This is a genomic window from Streptomyces sp. NPDC014734 (genome assembly GCF_043083325.1).
In the GTDB taxonomy this organism is placed as follows: Bacteria; Actinomycetota; Actinomycetes; order Streptomycetales; family Streptomycetaceae; genus Streptomyces.
In genome coordinates this window covers 409,374-427,728 of the sequence record NZ_JBIBYN010000001.1, presented here as the reverse complement: position 1 = coordinate 427,728, position 18,355 = coordinate 409,374, and the positions used below count along the sequence as shown (strand labels likewise).

Here is an 18,355-nt window from a genome sequence, read left to right as displayed (position 1 = left end):
ACGGGCGTACTCCGGCGCCGCGGAGCGGGCACGGGACCCGCCGCGGGCCTACATTGGAGCTGACGCCAGCGCACCCACCCCAGGTCCGGAGCCCCCGATGCCGGTCACCACGCCCGCCGCTCCCTCCTCCGCCCCCGGCACGAGCCTCCCGCAGGATTTCGGCGCCCTGCTCCGGGAGGACCCGGAGATCGCCGCCGTGCTGCTGGGGGAACTGAACCGGCAGTCGGACACCCTGCAGCTCATCGCCGCCGAGAACTTCACCTCGCCCGCGGTCCTCGCCGCCCTCGGCTCTCCGCTCGCCAACAAGTACGCCGAGGGCTACCCCGACGCCCGGTACCACGGCGGCTGCGAGCACGCCGACGCCGCCGAACGCATCGCCCGCCGCCGCGCCACCGCGCTCTTCGGCGCCGAGCACGCCAACGTCCAGCCGCACTCCGGCTCCTCCGCCGTCCTCGCCGCCTACGCGGCCCTGCTGCGCCCCGGCGACACGGTGCTCGCGATGGGCCTCCCGTACGGCGGCCACCTCACCCACGGCTCGCCCGCCAACTTCTCCGGCCGCTGGTTCGAGTTCATCGGGTACGGGGTGGACCCCGAGAGCGGCCTCATCGACTACGCGCAGGTGCGCGCCCTGGCCCGCGCGCACCGGCCCAAGGCGATCGTCAGCGGCTCGATCGCGTACCCCCGCCACCCCGACCACGAGGTGTTCCGGGAGATCGCCGACGAGGTGGGGGCGTACCTCATCGCGGACGCCGCGCACCCGATGGGGCTGATCGCCGGGGGAGCGGCCCCGAACCCGGTCCGGTACGCCGACGTGGTCTGCGCGACCACGCACAAGGTGCTGCGCGGGCCGCGCGGCGGGATGATCCTGTGCGGTGCGGAACTTGCCGAGCGGATCGACCGGGCGGTCTTCCCGTTCACCCAGGGCGGCGCGCAGATGCACACGGTCGCCGCGAAGGCCGTCGCGTTCGGCGAGGCGGCCGCTCCGGCGTTCGCGGCGTACGCCCACCGGGTGGTCGCCCACGCCCGGGTGCTGGCCGCCGGTCTGGAGGCGGAGGGTTTCGAGATCACCACGGGTGGCACCGACACCCACCTGATCGTCGCGGACCCGGCCCCGTTGGGTGTCGACGGGCGGACCGCCCGGGACCGGCTGGCGGCGGCGGGCCTGGTGCTCGATGCCTGCGTGCTCCCGTACGGGAGCGGCAGAGGCATCCGGTTCGGCACCGCGGCCGTCACCACCCAGGGCCTGGACGAGGCCGACATGGCCCGGCTGGCGGTGCTCTTCGGGGCGGCGGTGCGGGGGAAGGGCGAGGAGGGGGCCGTTCGCGCGGAGGTCCGGGAACTGGCCCGCGCGCATCCGCCCTATCCCGGCCACGGGGTGCCGGCCGGCCTTCCGGGAGGTGCTCCGTCCGCCGGTCCGGTCTGATCCGGGCGCCGGGGCCGGTTGCGGAGCGGTCCCGTCCGGTGAGTGGTTCCGGCGCAACCGACCATGGAACCACGGGGCGGTGCTCGGTGTCCCGCACCACGGGGCGAAACGCTCGGAGCGTCTAAGGTTGAGGGCTGAGATGGCCGGCGAAATACTCTGGGGCAGCCTGTGCGTGATTATCTGCTGACACTCTGTGTCACGGCTGCCGTGACCTACTTGCTGACCGGTCCGGTGCGGAAGTTCGCCATCGCGGTCGGGGCGATGCCCGCGATCCGCGCGCGTGACGTCCACCGGGAACCGACACCCCGGCTCGGCGGCATCGCCATGTTCGGCGGGCTGTGCGCGGGCCTGATCGTCGCGGCCCATCTCTACAACCTGGACTGGATCTTCAAGTCCTCCAGCGAACCGCGGGCGCTGCTCTCCGGGGCGGCTCTGATCTGGCTGATCGGTGTCCTTGACGACAAGTTCGAGATCGACGCCCTGATCAAGCTCGGCGGGCAGATGATCGCCGCCGCGGTCATGGTGATCCAGGGCCTCACGATCCTGTGGCTGCCGATCCCCGGAATCGGCACGGTCGCCCTCACCCAGTGGCAGGGCACACTGCTGACGGTCGCCCTTGTCGTCATCACCATCAACGCGGTGAACTTCGTCGACGGTCTGGACGGTCTCGCGGCGGGCACGGTGTGCATCGCCTCGGCCGCGTTCTTCCTGTACACCTACCGGCTCTGGTACGGGCACATGATCGAGGCGGCAGCCCCCGCCACGCTGTTCACCGCCATCCTGATGGGCATGTGTCTCGGCTTCCTGCCGCACAACATGCACCCGGCCCGGATCTTCATGGGCGACTCGGGGTCGATGCTGATCGGTCTGGTGCTGGCGGCCGGCGCGATCTCCGTCACCGGGCAGGTCGACCCGGACACGATGAAGCTGTTCGCGGGCAGTGAGCGCGAGGCCACCCAGGCGATGCTGCCGGTCTTCATCCCGTTGCTGCTGCCGCTGACCATCATCGCGATCCCGGCCGCGGACCTGGTGCTGGCGATCGTGCGGCGGACCTGGAACGGCAAGTCGCCGTTCGCGGCGGACCGCGGCCACCTGCACCACCGGCTGCTGGAGATCGGTCACTCGCACAGCCGGGCGGTGCTGATCATGTACTTCTGGTCGGCGCTGATCGCGTTCGGGGCGGTCGGATACTCCGCGCACTCGACGTCCCTGTGGATCGTGCTGGTGGTGATGGGACTGAGCGCACTGGGTCTCGCCCTCCTGCTGATGCCCCGATTCACCCCGCAGGCGCCGCACTGGGCGGAACGCTTCCTTCCGCCGCGCTACCGACGGAGCCGGGGCGGGGGCGGTGGGGAGTCCTCCGCGCTCGCGCGAAAAGCCCAACAAGGGCCGTCGGCCGCGCAGATGGGGCAGGGCGCGCACGGACTCCAGGAGCGCGCGCAGGCCGTCGTCGTGGGAGTTTCGGGCGTCAACGGGGCGACCGCCGTCGGTACCCGTTCGCATTTTTCGGACAGAGGCACGGCCGATTCGCCCCGCTGACTATTCGGTTATTCGTGGGCAATACCAGACAAGATGTTGAGTTGTCTTGCTCACACGCGCATATTCACTCTCATGTGTGACAGTAAGCACAGGTCAGAGTAAAGACCTCATCAAATAGTTTGTGATACCGTTCACTAAGCCCGGTGACGGAGTTGAAGGACTTGAGTACCACGGTCCACCAGCCCGAGGCATCGACCCGGACCGGGCCATGCTCGTCCCCGACGACACACTGCCCATCCCCTGCAAGCGGAGCTGCCCCATGCCGTCCAACGACGCCCGGACTCTCCTCCATACCGCCGTACCCACCGCTGCCGCCGGCGCCGTCGCCGCTGCCATCAGCGGTGGTGTGGCGGGCGGCAAGGGAGCCCTCGGCGCGGTCGTGGGGACGCTCGTGGTGATCCTCTTCATGGGGATCGGGCTCGTGGTCCTGCAACGGACCGCCCGGTCGCTGCCCCACCTGTTCCAGGCGATGGGGCTGATGCTGTACACGGCTCAGCTTCTTCTGCTGTTCATCTTCGTCGCCGTATTCAAGAACACCACGGTGTTCAACCCGAAGGCCTTCGCGATCACCCTGGTCGCGACGACACTCGTGTGGATCGGCGCACAGGCGCGTGCGCACATGAAGGCCAAGATCCTTTACGTCGAACCCGAGTCCGACAAGGACAAGAAGTCCGAGAACTCAGGGCCGAAGTCGTGAAGGGTAGGGGCGGGATAAGCGGGGGTTCAAGACCCTGCTATCGTCCGGTTCCAACTGCGGCATTGCGGGCGCGGGCATGTGAGCTGACGCCTGCTCGATCGCGAGGCTCAATGCCTGACTGCCGCTCACACATCCGTAATACCAGTCCAGTGCCGAACCGCGGCTGCGCGCCGCGCCGACACAACGAGGTTGCCGTACCTATGCGCCACGCTGAAGGAGCCCGCGGTGAGTGCTGACCCGACACAGGTGCTCGCCTTCGAGACCGATTGTCACATCTTCGATGGTTGTGGCTTCCCGGCACCCGGCTTGCACTCGTTCCTGTTCGAGCCCCTCTGGGGCGACGCGGACAGCAACCTGTACTTCAACAAGACGATGCTGCTGGCGCTGCTCGGCTCGATCATCATCGTCGGCTTCTTCTGGGCGGCTTTCGCCAGGCCGAAGATTGTTCCGGGCAAGCTCCAGATGGTGGCCGAGGCCGGCTACGACTTCGTACGCAGGGGCGTCGTCTACGAGACGATCGGCAAGCGCGAGGGCGAGAAGTACGTCCCGCTCATCGTCTCGCTGTTCTTCTTCGTCTGGATGATGAATCTCTGGTCCATCATTCCGGTGGCCCAGTTCCCCGTGACGGCGATCATCGCCTACCCGGCCGCGCTCGCCCTGATCGTCTACGTCCTCTGGGTCAGCCTGACCTTCAAGAGGCACGGTTTCGTCGGAGCCTTCAAGAACTTCACGGGCTACGACAAGAGCCTCGGGCCGGTCCTGCCGCTCTCGATGACCATCGAGCTCTTCTCGAACCTGCTGGTCAGGCCGTTCACGCACGCCGTCCGGCTCTTTGCCAACATGTTCGCGGGTCACACGCTGCTGCTGCTCTTCACGATCGCCAGCTGGTACATGCTCAACGGCATCGGCATCGCCTACTCGGGCGTCTCGTTCGTGATGGTCATCGTGATGACCGCTTTCGAACTCTTCATCCAGGCTGTCCAGGCCTACGTGTTCGTGTTGCTGACCTGCAGCTACATCCAGGGCGCCCTGGCCAAGGGCCACTGAGCACCACAGCCACCGAACACCTCACCTCCTGAAGCTCCCGGTGGCCAACCCCCACCGGACCAAGAAAGAGAAGGAAGAACCGGCATGTCTGCTCTCCAGACCCTCGCCGCCACCAGCGTCGAAATCAAGGGCAACCTCGGCTCCATCGGTTACGGCCTCGCCGCGATCGGCCCCGGCGTCGGCGTCGGCATCATCTTCGGTAACGGCACCCAGGCGCTCGCCCGCCAGCCCGAGGCTGCCGGTCTCATCCGCGCCAACCAGATCCTCGGCTTCGCCTTCTGTGAGGCGCTCGCGCTGATCGGTCTGGTCATGCCGTTCGTCTACCCGACCTCCTGACCGGTCGCGAACAGCCCATTCGACGGAAGGCACTGACGTGAACCCTCTGGTTCAGCTCGCGGCGGAGGAAGCGGAAAACCCGCTCATCCCGCCGATCCCTGAGCTCGTCATTGGCTTCATCGCCTTTGTCATCGTCTTCGGCTTCCTCGCCAAGAAGCTCCTCCCGAACATCAACAAGGTTCTGGAAGAGCGCCGCGAGGCCATCGAAGGCGGTATCGAAAAGGCCGATGCGGCCCAGACCGAGGCCCAGAGCGTCCTTGAGCAGTACAAGGCTCAGCTCGCCGAGGCCCGCCACGAAGCCGCGCGCCTGCGCCAGGAGGCGCAGGAGCAGGGCGCCGTGATCCTGCAGGAGATGCGGGCCGAGGGCCAGCGGCAGCGCGAGGAGATCGTCGCTGCCGGCCACGCCCAGATCGAGGCCGACCGCAAGGCCGCGGCCGCCGCGCTGCGCCAGGACGTGGGCACGCTCGCCACCGAACTGGCCGGCAAGCTCGTCGGGGAGTCCCTGGAGGACCATGCCCGGCAGAGCGGCACCGTCGACCGCTTCCTCGACGAGCTCGAGGCGAAGGCCGACGCGAAGGCCGAGGCCGTCCGATGAACGGCGCGAGCCGCGAGGCACTGGCCGCCGCCCGCGAGCGTCTCGACGCGCTGACCGACAGCACGTCGGTCGACGCGGCGAAGCTCGCGGAGGAGCTGGCCGGTGTCACGGCACTGCTCCAGCGCGAGGTCTCACTGCGACGGGTCCTCACCGACCCGTCGCAGGCCGGCGAGGCCAAGGCCGAGCTGGCCGGACGACTGCTGAGCGGGCAGGTGGGCGGCGAGACCGTCGACCTGGTCTCCGGCATGGTCCGTTCGCGCTGGTCCCAGTCGCGCGACCTGGTCGACGCGGTCGAGGAACTGGCGAACATCGCGGACCTCACCGCCGCCCAGCGCGGCGGGGACCTCGACGACGTCGAGGACGAGCTGTTCCGGTTCGGCCGGATCGTCGCCTCGGACAAGGAACTGCGCGCCGCGCTGACCGACCGGTCCGCGACCGCCGCCGCCAAGGGACAGCTGCTGCACAGCCTGCTGGGCGGCCGGGCACGGCCCGCCACCGAGCGCGTCGTCGTGCGGCTCGTCACCCAGCCGCGTGGACGTAGCCTGGAAGCGGGCCTGGAGTCCCTCTCCAAGCTCGCCGCCGAGCGCCGGGAGCGCATGGTCGCCGTGGTCACCTCCGCGGTGCCGCTGAGCGACCGGCAGAAGCAGCGCCTCGGCGCCGCGCTGGCGAAGATCTACGGCCGGCCCATGCACCTGAACCTGGACGTGGACCCCGAGGTCCTCGGCGGGATCGCGGTGCAGGTCGGTGACGAGGTCATCAACGGCACCATCGCGGAGCGCCTCGCCGAGGTGTCCCGCCGCATGGCCGGCTGACGGACGAAGCAACAGAACAGAGCAAGACCAGCGGCCCGGTTGGGCCGTGCAGAAACTGCAGAAGATTCCTGGGGGTCGGCCCCCAGACCCCCTTAAGAAACTTCGGGCCCAACAAGGAGAGCAGGGAACCCAGATGGCGGAGCTCACGATCCGGCCGGAGGAGATCCGGGACGCACTGGAGAACTTCGTCCAGTCGTACAAGCCGGACGCGGCCTCGCGCGAGGAGGTCGGTACGGTCAGCGTTGCCGGCGACGGCATCGCGAAGGTCGAGGGTCTTCCCTCGGCCATGGCGAACGAGCTGCTGAAGTTCGAGGACGGCACCCTCGGTCTCGCCCTCAACCTTGAGGAGCGCGAGATCGGTGCGATCGTCCTCGGCGAGTTCAGCGGCATCGAGGAGGGCCAGTCGGTGCAGCGCACCGGCGAGGTGCTCTCCGTCGGCGTCGGCGAGGGCTACCTCGGTCGCGTCGTCGACCCGCTCGGCAACCCGATCGACGGCCTCGGCGAGATCGCGACCGACGGACGCCGCGCCCTCGAACTGCAGGCCCCCGGCGTCATGGTCCGCAAGTCGGTGCACGAGCCGATGCAGACCGGCTACAAGGCCGTCGACGCCATGGTGCCGATCGGCCGCGGTCAGCGTCAGCTGATCATCGGCGACCGTCAGACCGGCAAGACCGCGCTGGCCGTCGACACGATCATCAACCAGCGCGACAACTGGCGCTCGGGCGACGTCAACAAGCAGGTGCGCTGCATCTACGTCGCCGTCGGTCAGAAGGGCTCCACCATCGCCTCCGTGCGCGGTGCCCTGGAAGAGGCCGGAGCGCTGGAGTACACGACCATCGTCGCCGCCCCGGCGTCCGACCCGGCCGGCTTCAAGTACCTCGCGCCGTACACCGGATCGGCCATCGGCCAGCACTGGATGTACCAGGGCAAGCACGTCCTGATCATCTTCGACGACCTCTCGAAGCAGGCCGACGCCTACCGCGCCGTGTCGCTTCTGCTGCGCCGTCCGCCGGGCCGTGAGGCCTACCCGGGCGACGTCTTCTACCTCCACTCGCGTCTGCTGGAGCGCTGCGCCAAGCTCTCCGACGAGATGGGCGCCGGTTCGATGACGGGCCTCCCGATCGTCGAGACCAAGGCGAACGACGTGTCGGCGTTCATTCCGACCAACGTCATCTCCATCACCGACGGCCAGTGCTTCCTGGAGTCCGACCTGTTCAACGCCGGTCAGCGTCCGGCCCTGAACGTCGGTATCTCGGTCTCCCGCGTCGGTGGTTCCGCCCAGCACAAGGCGATGCGCCAGGTCTCCGGCCGTCTTCGCGTCGACCTCGCCCAGTACCGCGAGCTGGAGGCGTTCGCCGCCTTCGGTTCCGACCTGGACGCGGCCTCGAAGGCGTCGCTGGAGCGCGGCAAGCGCATGGTCGAGCTGCTGAAGCAGCCGCAGTACAGCCCGTTCCCGGTCGAGGAGCAGGTCGTCTCCGTCTGGGCCGGCACCAACGGCAAGATGGACGACGTCCCGGTCGAGGACATCCGCCGCTTCGAGTCGGAGCTGCTGGAGTACCTGCGCCGCGAGCGCAAGGACCTCCTCACCAGCATCCGCGAGGGCGCCAAGATGTCCGACGACACGCTGCAGGCGATCGCCGACGCCGTCGCCGCCTTCAAGCAGCAGTTCGAGACCTCGGACGGCAAGCTCCTGGGCGAGGGCTGATCGATGGGCGCTCAGCTTCGCGTTTACAAGCGCCGCATTCGCTCCGTCACCGCCACGAAGAAGATCACCAAGGCGATGGAGATGATCGCCGCCTCGCGCATCGTCAAGGCGCAGCGTCAGGTGGCGGCGTCGACGCCGTACGCCACCGAGCTCACCCGCGCGGTGACGGCGGTGGCGACCGGCTCCACCACCAAGCACCCGCTGACCACCGAGGCCGCCACCCCGGTCCGGGCCGCGATCCTGCTCATCACGAGCGACCGCGGCCTGGCCGGCGGTTACTCCTCCAACGCCATCAAGGCCGCGGAGCGACTGACCGAGCGGCTGCGTGGCGAGGGCAAGGAGGTCGTCACGTATGTGATCGGCCGCAAGGGTGTCGCCTACTACGGATTCCGCGAGCGCAAGGTCGAGGATTCGTGGGTGGGCTTCACCGACAGCCCGACCTACGCGGACGCCAAGCGTGCCGCCGCCCCGCTGATCGAGGTGGTGTCCAAGGAGACCGCCGAGGGCGGCGTGGACGAGCTGCACATCGTCTTCACGGAGTTCGTGTCGATGATGACGCAGAACCCGGTCGACGACCGGATGCTGCCGCTCAGCCTCGGCACCGCCAAGGACGAGGACAGCAAGGGCGAGATCCTGCCGCTGTTCGAGTTCGAGCCGTCGGCGGAGGACGTCCTCGACGCCCTGCTTCCGCGGTACGTCGAGAGCCGCGTCTACAACGCGCTGCTCCAGGCGGCAGCCTCCGAGCACGCCGCCCGTCGCCGCGCGATGAAGTCGGCGACCGACAACGCCGGTGAGCTCATCAAGACGCTCTCCCGGCTGGCCAACGCGGCCCGCCAGGCCGAAATCACCCAGGAAATCAGCGAGATCGTCGGTGGTGCCAGCGCGCTGGCCGACGCGACCGCGGGGAGTGACAAGTAATGACGACGACAGTTGAGACGGCCGTTGCCACGGGCCGCGTCGCCCGGGTCATCGGCCCGGTCGTCGACGTGGAGTTCCCCGTCGACGCGATGCCGGACATCTACAACGCGCTGACCGTCGAGGTGGCCGACCCGGCCGAGGACGGCAAGCTCAAGACGCTGACCCTCGAAGTCGCCCAGCACCTCGGCGACGGCGTGGTCCGCGCGATCTCGATGCAGCCCACCGACGGTCTGGTCCGCCAGGCCGCGGTGACCGACACGGGCACCGGCATCACGGTCCCCGTCGGCGACATCACCAAGGGCAAGGTCTTCAACACCCTCGGCGAGATCCTGAACAAGCCCGAGGCCGAGGCCGAGGTCACCGAGCGCTGGCCGATCCACCGCAAGGCGCCCAACTTCGACCAGCTCGAGTCCAAGACCGAGATGTTCGAGACCGGCGTCAAGGTCATCGACCTCCTCACCCCGTACGTCAAGGGCGGGAAGATCGGTCTGTTCGGTGGTGCCGGTGTCGGCAAGACCGTGCTGATCCAGGAAATGATCTACCGCGTCGCCAACAACCACGACGGTGTGTCGGTGTTCGCGGGCGTCGGTGAGCGCACCCGTGAGGGCAACGACCTCATCGAGGAGATGGCCGACTCCGGCGTCATCGACAAGACGGCGCTCGTCTTCGGTCAGATGGACGAGCCGCCGGGCACGCGTCTGCGCGTCGCGCTGGCCGGTCTGACCATGGCGGAGTACTTCCGCGATGTGCAGAAGCAGGACGTGCTCTTCTTCATCGACAACATCTTCCGGTACACCCAGGCCGGCTCCGAGGTGTCCACCCTGCTCGGCCGCATGCCGTCCGCGGTGGGTTACCAGCCGAACCTGGCCGACGAGATGGGTCTGCTGCAGGAGCGCATCACGTCGACCCGCGGTCACTCGATCACCTCGATGCAGGCGATCTACGTCCCCGCGGACGACCTGACCGACCCGGCCCCGGCCACCACCTTCGCCCACCTCGACGCGACGACGGTTCTCTCCCGTCCGATCTCCGAGAAGGGCATCTACCCGGCCGTGGACCCGCTGGACTCCACGTCCCGCATCCTGGACCCGCGCTACATCGCGGCGGACCACTACAACACGGCCATGCGTGTCAAGGGGATCCTCCAGAAGTACAAGGACCTCCAGGACATCATCGCGATCCTCGGTATCGACGAGCTGGGCGAGGAGGACAAGCTGGTCGTCCACCGTGCCCGTCGCGTCGAGCGCTTCCTGTCGCAGAACACCCACGTCGCCAAGCAGTTCACCGGCGTTGACGGGTCGGACGTGCCGCTCGAAGAGTCGATCACCGCGTTCAACGCGATCTGCGACGGCGAGTACGACCACTTCCCCGAGCAGGCGTTCTTCCTGTGCGGTGGCCTGGAGGACCTCAAGGCCAACGCCAAGGAGCTCGGCGTTTCCTGAGCCGACGGCTCACCGAGGGGGGCGGGCGCGTCCCGTCCCCCTCACCACGCCCCGTAGAATTGACCCAACACCCGGCCGGTCCCGGCCGGGTGGTGACCCGAGGAGCCACCCTTGGCTGCTGAGCTGCACGTCGAGCTGGTCGCCGCGGACCGCAGTGTCTGGTCCGGTGAGGCCACCCTGGTCGTCGCGCGCACCACGTCCGGCGACATCGGCGTCATGCCCGGTCACCAGCCGCTTCTGGGTGTGCTGGAATCGGGCCCGGTGACGATCCGCACGAGTGACGGCGGAACCGTTATCGCCGCCGTGCACGGCGGTTTCATCTCGTTCGCGGACGACAAGCTGTCGCTGCTCGCGGAGATCGCCGAGCTGGCGGACGAGATCGATGTCCAGCGCGCCGAGCGTGCGCTGGAGCGTGCGAAGTCGGACACGGACGCCGCTTCCGAGCGGCGCGCCGAAGTGCGACTGCGCGCGGTGGCGGTGCGCTAGCGCACCGCGACAACGTAGCTTTACCCTCAGCCGCGGCACGGCCTGGAGACCTCTCCGGACCGTGCCGCGGCTGAGGCGATGCAGGTGGGCACAAGACGTTCGTGTGTTTTCCGTTACTCGACGACGCGAGGAGGTCGGTGGAGATGTTCCTCGCGCTGTGGGTGGGCGGGCTGGTCGTCGCACTGGTCCTGATCGGACTCTTCGTCTTCGGCCTGCGCCGAAGGCTGATCCAGCGTTCCGGCGGGACCTTCGACTGCAGCCTGCGATGGAACGTGCCGGAGGAGCCCGATCTCTCGGGCAAGGGCTGGGTGTACGGGGTCGCCCGGTACCGGGGCGACCGGATCGACTGGTACAGGGTCTTCTCGTACGCTCCCCGTCCGCGCCGGACCCTGGAGCGTTCCGCGATCGAGGTCGTGGGCCGCCGGATGCCCGAGGGCGAGGAGGAACTGGCCCTCCTGTCGGACGCCGTGGTGCTCGGCTGTCTCCATCGCGAGACCCGCCTGGAGCTGGCCATGAGCGAGGACGCGCTCACCGGTTTCCTGGCCTGGCTGGAGGCGGCTCCGCCCGGTCAGCGGGTCAACGTGGCCTGAGCGGGGACGCTCCGGACGGAGTGCCCTCCCCGTTGTGTCGTTCGCGGTCCCGCAGGAGGACCGCTGCCCGCGTCCTGGCCCGGCGGGTGTTCTCGGCAGGGACCGACGTGATGTGTCGCGGGCGCTTTCCGGTCGTGACCGATGCAATGGCCGCGGGTGTCCTCACGCCGGGACCGATGTGTCGCCGGTGCTCTCCGCCGGGTGAACCGGGGCGTGGACGACGAGAACCGGGGAGACAGGGGGCGGACCTGTCTCCCCGGTGGCTTTCCGGAGTGGTGTGCGCGGTGCGCGGTGGGTTACTTCAGGCCGCTGTTGATCGCGCCGACCAGCTCACCGTTGGCGGTGTCGCCACTGAACTCCCAGAAGAACGCGCCTCCCAGGCCCTGGCCCTTCGCCCAGCTCATCTTGGACGCGATGGTGGCCGGGGTGTCGTAGCTCCACCAGTTGGTGCCGCAGTGGGCGTAGGCGGTGCCGGCGACGGTGCCGGTGGTGGGGCAGCTGGTCTTGAGGACCTTGTAGTCCTCGATGCCGGCCTCGTAGGTGCCGGGGGCGGCGCCGGTGGCGGTGCCGCCGGGCGCGTCCTGGGTGACGCCGGTCCAGCCGCGGCCGTAGAAGCCGATGCCGAGCAGCAGCTTGGAGGCGGGGACGCCCTGCGCCTTCAGCTTGGCGATGGCGTCGGCGGAGTTGAAGCCGGCCTGCGGGATGCCGTTGTACGAGGTCAGCGGGGAGTGCGGGGCGGTCGGGCCCTTCGCGTCCCAGGCGCCGAAGAAGTCGTACGTCATCACGTTGTACCAGTCCAGGGACTGGGCGGCGCCGGCGTAGTCGGTGAGGTCGATCTTGCCGCCGTCGGAACCGTCGGCGGTGATGGCGGCGGTGACCAGGTTGCTGCTGCCGAACTTGGTGCGCAGGGCCGAGGTGATGGCCTTCAGCGCGTTCGGGCCGCTGCTGTCGCAGGTCAGACCGCAGGCGTTGGGGTACTCCCAGTCGACGTCGATGCCGTCGAAGACATCGGCCCAGCGGGGGTCCTTCACCAGGTTGTAGCAGGAATCGGCGAACGCGGCCGGGTTCTTCGCGGCGTCGGTGAAGCCGCCGGACCAGGTCCAGCCGCCGAAGGACCACAGGACCTTGATGTGGGGGTACTTCGCCTTGAGCTTGCGAAGCTGGTTGAAGCTTCCGCGCAGCGGCTGGTCCCAGGTGTCCGCGACGCCGTCGACGGACTTGTCCGCGGTGTACGCCATGTCGTAGTCGGCGTAGGAGTCACCGATCGTGCACTTGCCGCCCTGGACGTTGCCGAAGGCGTAGTTGATGTGCGTGATCTTCGCGGCGGAACCTGACGTGTCCAGGTTCTTGACGTGGTAGTTCCGGCCGTAGACACCCCAGTCGGTGAAGTAGCCGAGGTTGACCTTGCCGCCGGTTCCCGGGCCGGGCGGGTTGCCGCCGCCACCGGTGGTGTGGACCTTGACGGCGCCGCTGACCGGGCCGGTCTGGTCGGCGGTGTCCCGGGCCTGCACGGTGTACGAGTAGTCGGTGCCCGCGGTGAGACCGGTGTCGGTGTGCGTCGTGCCGGTGACCGTGGCGACGACCGCGCCGTCGCGCAGGACGTCGTAGTTCTTGATGCCGTTGTCGTCGGTCGCGGCGGACCAGCTGAGCTTGACCGAGGTGTCGGTGATGGCGCTCGCGGTGGGGGTGCCCGGGGCGGAGGGGGCGTTGTCGCCGGGGACGCTGCCGCCGTCGCAGGAGGCGCCGTTGAGCTTGCAGCCGGTGGGGGCGCCGGGGCCGGTGCCGTTGAAGCCGAAGCTGACGCTGGCGCCCGGTGCGACCGAGCCGTTCCAGCCGAGGTTCTTGGCGGTCCAGTGGGTGCCGGAGCTGGTGACGGTGGCGTCCCAGGCCGAGCCGACCGCGGTGCCCGAGGGGAAGTCCCACTCGATGGTCCAGGAGGACAGGGCGGTGGTGCCGGTGTTCTTCACCGTCCACTGGCCCTCGAAGCCGCCGCCCCAGTCGGACTTCTTGAGGTACGTGGCGGTCGCCGAGGTGGCGGCTTCGGCGGGGGAGGCCAGGCCGACCATGGCGGCGAGGGGAAGGAGCAGTGCGGTGACGCCCGCGACCGCTCTGGATCTGGTGGCTCTCCCGGTCCCGAGTCTGAATCGGGTCCGGCGTAGGGGGGTTTCAGTGCTCAACGGTGCTCCTCGGTTGAGGTCTGGACAATCGGGGTGGTCCGTGGACTGCAAACCCTGCGCCGCCCAGAGCACGCTTTGTCATGGCGCACTCACCGCAGTGTGTGTGCGGCGAGATTAGGAAGGTCTGGACCAATCGTCAAGAGGTCCAGACCAAAGATCACGGATGAACGTCAGGCGTCCAACTCCTGTGCCAGCACGGCGGCCTGCAGTCTGCTGCGCAGTTTCAGCTTGCCCAGTACCCGGCTGACGTGCGTCTTCACGGTCGCCTCGGCCATCGACAGCCGAGTCGCGATCTCTGCGTTCGACAGCCCCGCGCCGAGACAGCCCAGCACCTCGCGCTCCCGTCGGGTCAGGGCGTCGAGCACCGCCGGATCGGGGGCGCGCGCCGAGCGCGAGGACGTCGCACCGGCGAATTCCGCGATCAGACGGCGCGTCACCGCGGGGGCGATCAGGCCCTCGCCGCGCGCCACGGTGCGTACCGCTTCGAGCAGATCGCGCGCGTCGGCGTTCTTCAGCAGGAAGCCCGCCGCGCCGGCCCGCAGTGCGCCGAAGACGTACTCGTCCAGGTCGAACGTGGTGAGCACCAGCACGTCCGCCAGTCCCTCGCCCGTCACCCGGCGGGTCGCCGAGACCCCGTCGAGGCGGGGCATCTGAATGTCCATCAGCACCAGGTCGGGCCGTAGTTCGCGGGCCAGGCGCACGGCCTCCTCGCCGTCCGCCGCCTCGCCGACCACCTCGATGTCCGCGGCGCTGCGCAGAATGAGCACCAGCCCGGCACGTACGGCGGACTGGTCCTCGGCGACCATCACCCGGATCGTCATGACGTCATATACCCTTCGCCCACGGGCAGTTCCGCCCGCACCCGCCAGATCCTCGTTCCGTCGGCACCGTGTGCCGGTCCCGCCTCGATCACCCCGTCCAGCAGGGTCACCCGCTCCCGCATCCCCACCAGACCGGCCGCCGACCCGGGCGCGCGCGGCTCCGGACGGTCGGCGAACACACTGCTGATCTCCACCGTGAGCGACTGCCCGGACTGCCCGAGCCGCACCGCTACCGGGCCCGGCGCGGCGTGCTTCAACGCGTTCGTCAGGGATTCCTGGACGATCCGGTACGTGGCAAGTCCGACCGGCGCCGGAACCGGCCCGCGATCCTCGCGGGTGTCGTCGAAGGTGCAGGTCAGTTCGGTGGATTCGGCGTTCGCTCCGGCCTGTTCGACAAGCGCGTCCAAGGAGTCGAGGGTCGGCGAGGCGCTCGGCCGGGCGCTGTCGCCGCCGGTGCGCAGCAGGCCGATCAGCCGACGCATCTCGGCGAGCCCCTCGACACTGTTCTCCCGGATCACGCCCAGCGCGTCGCGGGAGGTGCCGGGGTCGTCGATGGAGAGCGCGGCGGTGGAGTGGATGGCGATCGCCGAGAGGTGGTTCGCCACCATGTCGTGCAACTCGCGCGCCATCCGGGCGCGCTCCGCCGCCACCGCCTGGGTGCGGTCCATCTCTGCCAGCAGCGCGGTCTGCTCGGCCCGCAGCCGGGCCGTCTCGGCGGCGTCGCGATGGTTGCGCATGCTGACGCCGGTGATGGCGGGGCCGAACGCGATCACGCCGACGACGACCCCGACGATCAGCGCCTCGGGGGTGCGGAACCACGCGAGGAGACCGATCGTGACCGCGACCGTGACGAGGAACGTGATCACCGGAATGCGGCGTGCGGCGGACGGCGTCCCGTACACCACGGCCGCGTACACCAGATCGGTGAACAGCATGACGGTGGCCAGGTTCCCGGTCGTGAACTGGTCCGCGACCAGGGCGAGCGTGCCGACGCCCAGCGCCGTCCGCGGAGCGGTCCTGCGGACCAGTTCGAGACCGCACACGACGGCGAGCGGCAGCAGGGACGCCCAGGACGGGGCGAGGTACCGGTTGCCCTGGGTGTGCAGCCCCAGCGTCCACTGGAACAGACCGCCGAGGAGGCCGACGACGGCGATGAGCACGTCGTGGCGGTGCGGGCGGGGGAGGGAGGACACGCTCCCATCCAACACGGTGGCCCGGTCCCGGGCCTCGGCGCCGGGAGCGATGTCCGAGTACATCGAAGGATGCAGTCGACTGTCGTCACCTCAGACGACGATTCCGCGCCGCGGAGCCGGGAGGCTGGAGGAGGAGGAAGGAGAACCGCCGTGATCGTCACGCTGATCGTGCTCTGTGAGGTCGCCTTCTGGGTGCTGCTGGCCCTGGGGCTGGTGCTGCGGTACCCGGCGAGGAAGCCGCGCCTGGGGGCCGCGGTGCTGTTGTGCGAGCCACTGCTGGAGGTCGTGCTGCTGGTGGTGACCGCGATGGACCTGAGGAACGGGGCCCAGGCCGACTGGAAGCACGGGCTCGCCGCGGTGTACATCGGCTTCACGGTCGGGCTCGGCCACTCCACGATCCGCTGGGTCGACGCCCGGGTCGCCCACCGCTTCGCGGGCGGCCCGCCGCCGGTGAGGCCACCGAAGTACGGCACGGCGCGCGCCGTGCACGAGTGGCGCGTCGCCGCGCGGTGGACCGTCGCCGCGGTGACGGCCCTGGCACTGCTCCAGGCGGCGGTCTGGTACGTCGGCGGGGACGGGGACGTGTCGTCGCTGCGGGCGTGGCAGCAGAAGATGCTGTTCGTGATCGGGATCAACGTGGTCATCGCGGGGAGCTACACGCTGTTCCCGAAGCGGGAGCCGGCGCGGGAGCGGGGGCCCGCGGCGAAGCGGTGACCTCGCCGGGCGGGCCCGCGGGGCGGGACGCGCGGCCGGGCGGCTACCGCTCCCCGCCCGGCACCCACAGCACGTCGCCGACCTCCTTGTTCGCCGTCCGCGCGAGAATGAACAGCAGGTCGGAGAGCCTGTTGAGGTAGGTGGCGGTCAGCGCGTTCATCACCTCGCCGTGCACGTCGAGGGCCGCCCAGGTGGACCGCTCCGCGCGCCGGACCACCGTGCAGGCCTGATGCAGGAGAGCGGCCCCCGGTGTGCCGCCCGGCAGGATGAAGCTGCGCAGCTTCTCCACCCGCTCCAGGAAGTGGTCGCAGTCCGCCTCCAACTTGTCGACATAGCTCTGCTCCACCCGCAGCGGCGGGAACTTGGGGTTCTCGACGACCGGCGTCGACAGGTCCGCGCCCACGTCGAACAGGTCGTTCTGCACCCGGACGAGAACCTTCACGACGTCCTCGGGGAGACTGCCGAGGGCGATCGCCGTGCCGATGACGGCATTGGCCTCGTTCGCGTCCGCGTACGCGGCGATCCGCAGATCGGTCTTGGCGGTCCGGGACATGTCGCCGAGGTGGGTGGTGCCCCGGTCGCCGGTGCGGGTGTAGATGCGCGTCAGATTGACCATGCCGCCAAGCCTAGAGCGTGTTCCGGAAGCGGCGTCGTCCGCCCGAGGGCAGGCCGGGCGGTGTCCGGCAGAGGGGACTTCCGGAACACGCTTCGGACCCTTTCCCGGAGCGGGTGCCGTCCGGCGGGAGGCCGGGGCCGGCCGTCGCCCGCCGGGCCGCGGGGAGCGGCGCGGGGGAGGGGAGACCCCTCAACTGCGCCCGGCGCGCCGCCGGATGGGGCATGCCGGTGTGATGTCCGTCATGTGAGACGTGACGCGCATCTCTTAGCGGTCACAGGACCTCCCGCGAGTACTAGTGTCCGCCGGAGAGCAAGGTGAACAACCGTTATGACCGGGGCCGTGCAGGGACAGCTGCAGAGGCGAACAGAAACCGAGGGGTGCACACGTGGCCAGGAAGCTCGCCGTCATCGGAGCCGGACTCATGGGATCCGGCATCGCGCAGGTCTCCGCCCAGGCGGGCTGGGACGTCGTGCTGCGCGACGTCACCGAGGAGGCCCTGACCCGCGGGCTGAACGGCATCGAGGCCTCGTACGACAAGTTCGTCTCCAAGGAGAAGCTGGCGGCGGCCGACGCCGAGGCCGCGCTCGCCCGCATCACCACCACCACCGACCTCGACGCGGTCGCCGACGCGGACGTCGTCGTGGAGGCCGTCTTCGAGAAGCTCGACGTCAAGCACGAGATCTTCCGGTCCCTCGACAAGATCGTCCGGGACGACGCGGTGCTCGCCTCCAACACGTCCGCCATTCCGATCACCAAGATCGCGGCCGTGACGGAGCGCCCCGAGCGCGTCGTCGGTGTGCACTTCTTCTCGCCGGTCCCGATGATGCGGCTGTGCGAGCTCGTGCGCGGCTACAAGACCAGCGACGAGACCCTCGCCACCGCTCGGGAGTTCGCCGAGTCCGTCGGCAAGACCTGCATCGTCGTCAACCGTGACGTGGCCGGATTCGTCACCACCCGGCTGATCTCGGCACTGGTCGTCGAGGCGGCCAAGCTGTACGAGTCCGGCGTCGCCACGGCCGAGGACATCGACATCGCCTGCAAGCTGGGATTCGGACACGCCATGGGTCCGCTGGCCACGGCCGACCTGACCGGTGTCGACATCCTGCTGCACGCCACGGGCAACATCTACACCGAGTCGCAGGACGAGAAGTTCGCCGCACCCGAGCTGATGCGCCGGATGGTGGATGCCGGTGACATCGGCCGCAAGAGTGGGCAGGGCTTCTACACGTACTGATCTTTTTCGG

18 protein-coding genes are annotated in these 18,355 nt (G+C 69.2%); 14 read left to right on the top strand and 4 right to left on the bottom strand.

Annotated features, from left to right (window positions below):
* Positions 1–97 precede the first annotated feature (97 nt).
* From glyA to ACF1CT_RS01850, 12 genes are all read left to right on the top strand, one after another.
* Positions 98–1,423 carry a serine hydroxymethyltransferase gene (gene glyA, locus ACF1CT_RS01905; protein WP_391781775.1) on the top strand — a complete coding sequence of 442 codons (1,326 nt, stop codon included), beginning with the start codon at positions 98–100 and terminating at the stop codon, positions 1,421–1,423.
* Between the two features lie 156 nt (positions 1,424–1,579).
* Complete coding sequence (locus ACF1CT_RS01900; protein WP_391782161.1) at positions 1,580–2,962, top strand: MraY family glycosyltransferase; 1,383 nt, start codon at positions 1,580–1,582, stop codon at positions 2,960–2,962.
* A 259-nt stretch (positions 2,963–3,221) separates the two neighbouring features.
* A complete protein-coding gene (locus ACF1CT_RS01895) occupies positions 3,222–3,659 on the top strand; it encodes a hypothetical protein (protein ID WP_391781774.1) in 438 nt (145 codons plus the stop codon).
* A 210-nt stretch (positions 3,660–3,869) separates the two neighbouring features.
* Entirely contained in the window at positions 3,870–4,706 is an 837-nt protein-coding gene (gene atpB / locus ACF1CT_RS01890; protein ID WP_391782160.1) for a F0F1 ATP synthase subunit A, read from the top strand.
* A gap of 84 nt (positions 4,707–4,790) precedes the next feature.
* Positions 4,791–5,042: an ATP synthase subunit C gene (locus tag ACF1CT_RS01885; protein WP_037689279.1), complete on the top strand. Its 252-nt coding sequence runs from the start codon at positions 4,791–4,793 to the stop codon at positions 5,040–5,042.
* 37 nt (positions 5,043–5,079) lie between these two features.
* Positions 5,080–5,637 carry a F0F1 ATP synthase subunit B gene (locus tag ACF1CT_RS01880; RefSeq protein WP_391781773.1) on the top strand — a complete coding sequence of 186 codons (558 nt, stop codon included), beginning with the start codon at positions 5,080–5,082 and terminating at the stop codon, positions 5,635–5,637.
* A complete protein-coding gene (locus tag ACF1CT_RS01875; protein WP_391781772.1) occupies positions 5,634–6,449 on the top strand; it encodes a F0F1 ATP synthase subunit delta in 816 nt (271 codons plus the stop codon). The genes ACF1CT_RS01880 and ACF1CT_RS01875 overlap by 4 nt, the downstream gene beginning before the upstream one ends.
* A 133-nt stretch (positions 6,450–6,582) precedes the next feature.
* Positions 6,583–8,154, top strand: coding sequence for a F0F1 ATP synthase subunit alpha (atpA, locus tag ACF1CT_RS01870; RefSeq protein ID WP_391781771.1), 1,572 nt, complete (start codon positions 6,583–6,585; stop codon positions 8,152–8,154).
* Between the two features lie 3 nt (positions 8,155–8,157).
* Positions 8,158–9,072 (top strand): F0F1 ATP synthase subunit gamma, encoded by a 915-nt coding sequence (locus ACF1CT_RS01865; protein WP_391781770.1) that lies wholly within the window; start codon positions 8,158–8,160, stop codon positions 9,070–9,072.
* The gene (gene atpD, locus ACF1CT_RS01860; RefSeq protein WP_391781769.1) at positions 9,072–10,514 is read left to right on the top strand and encodes a F0F1 ATP synthase subunit beta; all 1,443 of its coding nucleotides are present in this window, start codon (positions 9,072–9,074) and stop codon (positions 10,512–10,514) included. The genes ACF1CT_RS01865 and atpD overlap by 1 nt, the downstream gene beginning before the upstream one ends.
* 111 nt (positions 10,515–10,625) lie before the next feature.
* Entirely contained in the window at positions 10,626–11,000 is a 375-nt protein-coding gene (locus tag ACF1CT_RS01855) for a F0F1 ATP synthase subunit epsilon (protein ID WP_391781768.1), read from the top strand.
* 143 nt (positions 11,001–11,143) lie between these two features.
* Positions 11,144–11,590, top strand: a complete 447-nt coding sequence (locus ACF1CT_RS01850; RefSeq protein WP_391782159.1) for a DUF2550 domain-containing protein — start codon at positions 11,144–11,146, stop codon at positions 11,588–11,590.
* A gap of 296 nt (positions 11,591–11,886) precedes the next feature.
* Here ACF1CT_RS01850 and ACF1CT_RS01845 read toward each other — a convergent pair whose 3' ends face one another.
* The 3 genes from ACF1CT_RS01845 to ACF1CT_RS01835 form a co-directional block, all read right to left on the bottom strand.
* Complete coding sequence (locus ACF1CT_RS01845) at positions 11,887–13,767, bottom strand: glycosyl hydrolase family 18 protein (protein WP_391781767.1); 1,881 nt, start codon at positions 13,765–13,767, stop codon at positions 11,887–11,889.
* A 170-nt stretch (positions 13,768–13,937) separates the two neighbouring features.
* The gene (locus ACF1CT_RS01840; RefSeq protein WP_391781766.1) at positions 13,938–14,588 is read right to left on the bottom strand and encodes a response regulator; all 651 of its coding nucleotides are present in this window, start codon (positions 14,586–14,588) and stop codon (positions 13,938–13,940) included.
* Positions 14,585–15,781 (bottom strand): sensor histidine kinase, encoded by a 1,197-nt coding sequence (locus tag ACF1CT_RS01835; RefSeq protein ID WP_391781765.1) that lies wholly within the window; start codon positions 15,779–15,781, stop codon positions 14,585–14,587. The genes ACF1CT_RS01840 and ACF1CT_RS01835 overlap by 4 nt, the downstream gene beginning before the upstream one ends.
* Positions 15,782–15,931: 150 nt before the next feature.
* Here ACF1CT_RS01835 and ACF1CT_RS01830 point away from each other — a divergent pair, with 150 nt between their 5' ends.
* Positions 15,932–16,495 carry a hypothetical protein gene (locus tag ACF1CT_RS01830; RefSeq protein ID WP_391781764.1) on the top strand — a complete coding sequence of 188 codons (564 nt, stop codon included), beginning with the start codon at positions 15,932–15,934 and terminating at the stop codon, positions 16,493–16,495.
* A 43-nt stretch (positions 16,496–16,538) separates the two neighbouring features.
* On the opposite strand, the gene ACF1CT_RS01825 is transcribed toward ACF1CT_RS01830, so the two are convergent.
* Positions 16,539–17,111 (bottom strand): cob(I)yrinic acid a,c-diamide adenosyltransferase, encoded by a 573-nt coding sequence (locus ACF1CT_RS01825; RefSeq protein ID WP_391781763.1) that lies wholly within the window; start codon positions 17,109–17,111, stop codon positions 16,539–16,541.
* 385 nt (positions 17,112–17,496) lie between these two features.
* On the opposite strand from ACF1CT_RS01825, the gene ACF1CT_RS01820 reads away from it, so the two are divergent.
* Positions 17,497–18,345 carry a 3-hydroxyacyl-CoA dehydrogenase family protein gene (locus ACF1CT_RS01820; protein ID WP_391781762.1) on the top strand — a complete coding sequence of 283 codons (849 nt, stop codon included), beginning with the start codon at positions 17,497–17,499 and terminating at the stop codon, positions 18,343–18,345.
* Positions 18,346–18,355: the final 10 nt, after the last annotated feature.

Coding starts and splice junctions, on each gene's coding strand:
- ACF1CT_RS01825 (WP_391781763.1), bottom strand. CDS start 17,111: ATGGTCAATCTGACGCGCATCTACACCCGCACCGGCGACCGGGGCACC.
- ACF1CT_RS01875 (WP_391781772.1), top strand. CDS start 5,634: ATGAACGGCGCGAGCCGCGAGGCACTGGCCGCCGCCCGCGAGCGTCTC.
- atpD (WP_391781769.1), top strand. CDS start 9,072: ATGACGACGACAGTTGAGACGGCCGTTGCCACGGGCCGCGTCGCCCGG.
- ACF1CT_RS01850 (WP_391782159.1), top strand. CDS start 11,144: ATGTTCCTCGCGCTGTGGGTGGGCGGGCTGGTCGTCGCACTGGTCCTG.
- ACF1CT_RS01865 (WP_391781770.1), top strand. CDS start 8,158: ATGGGCGCTCAGCTTCGCGTTTACAAGCGCCGCATTCGCTCCGTCACC.
- atpA (WP_391781771.1), top strand. CDS start 6,583: ATGGCGGAGCTCACGATCCGGCCGGAGGAGATCCGGGACGCACTGGAG.
- glyA (WP_391781775.1), top strand. CDS start 98: ATGCCGGTCACCACGCCCGCCGCTCCCTCCTCCGCCCCCGGCACGAGC.
- ACF1CT_RS01885 (WP_037689279.1), top strand. CDS start 4,791: ATGTCTGCTCTCCAGACCCTCGCCGCCACCAGCGTCGAAATCAAGGGC.
- ACF1CT_RS01895 (WP_391781774.1), top strand. CDS start 3,222: ATGCCGTCCAACGACGCCCGGACTCTCCTCCATACCGCCGTACCCACC.
- ACF1CT_RS01840 (WP_391781766.1), bottom strand. CDS start 14,588: ATGACGATCCGGGTGATGGTCGCCGAGGACCAGTCCGCCGTACGTGCC.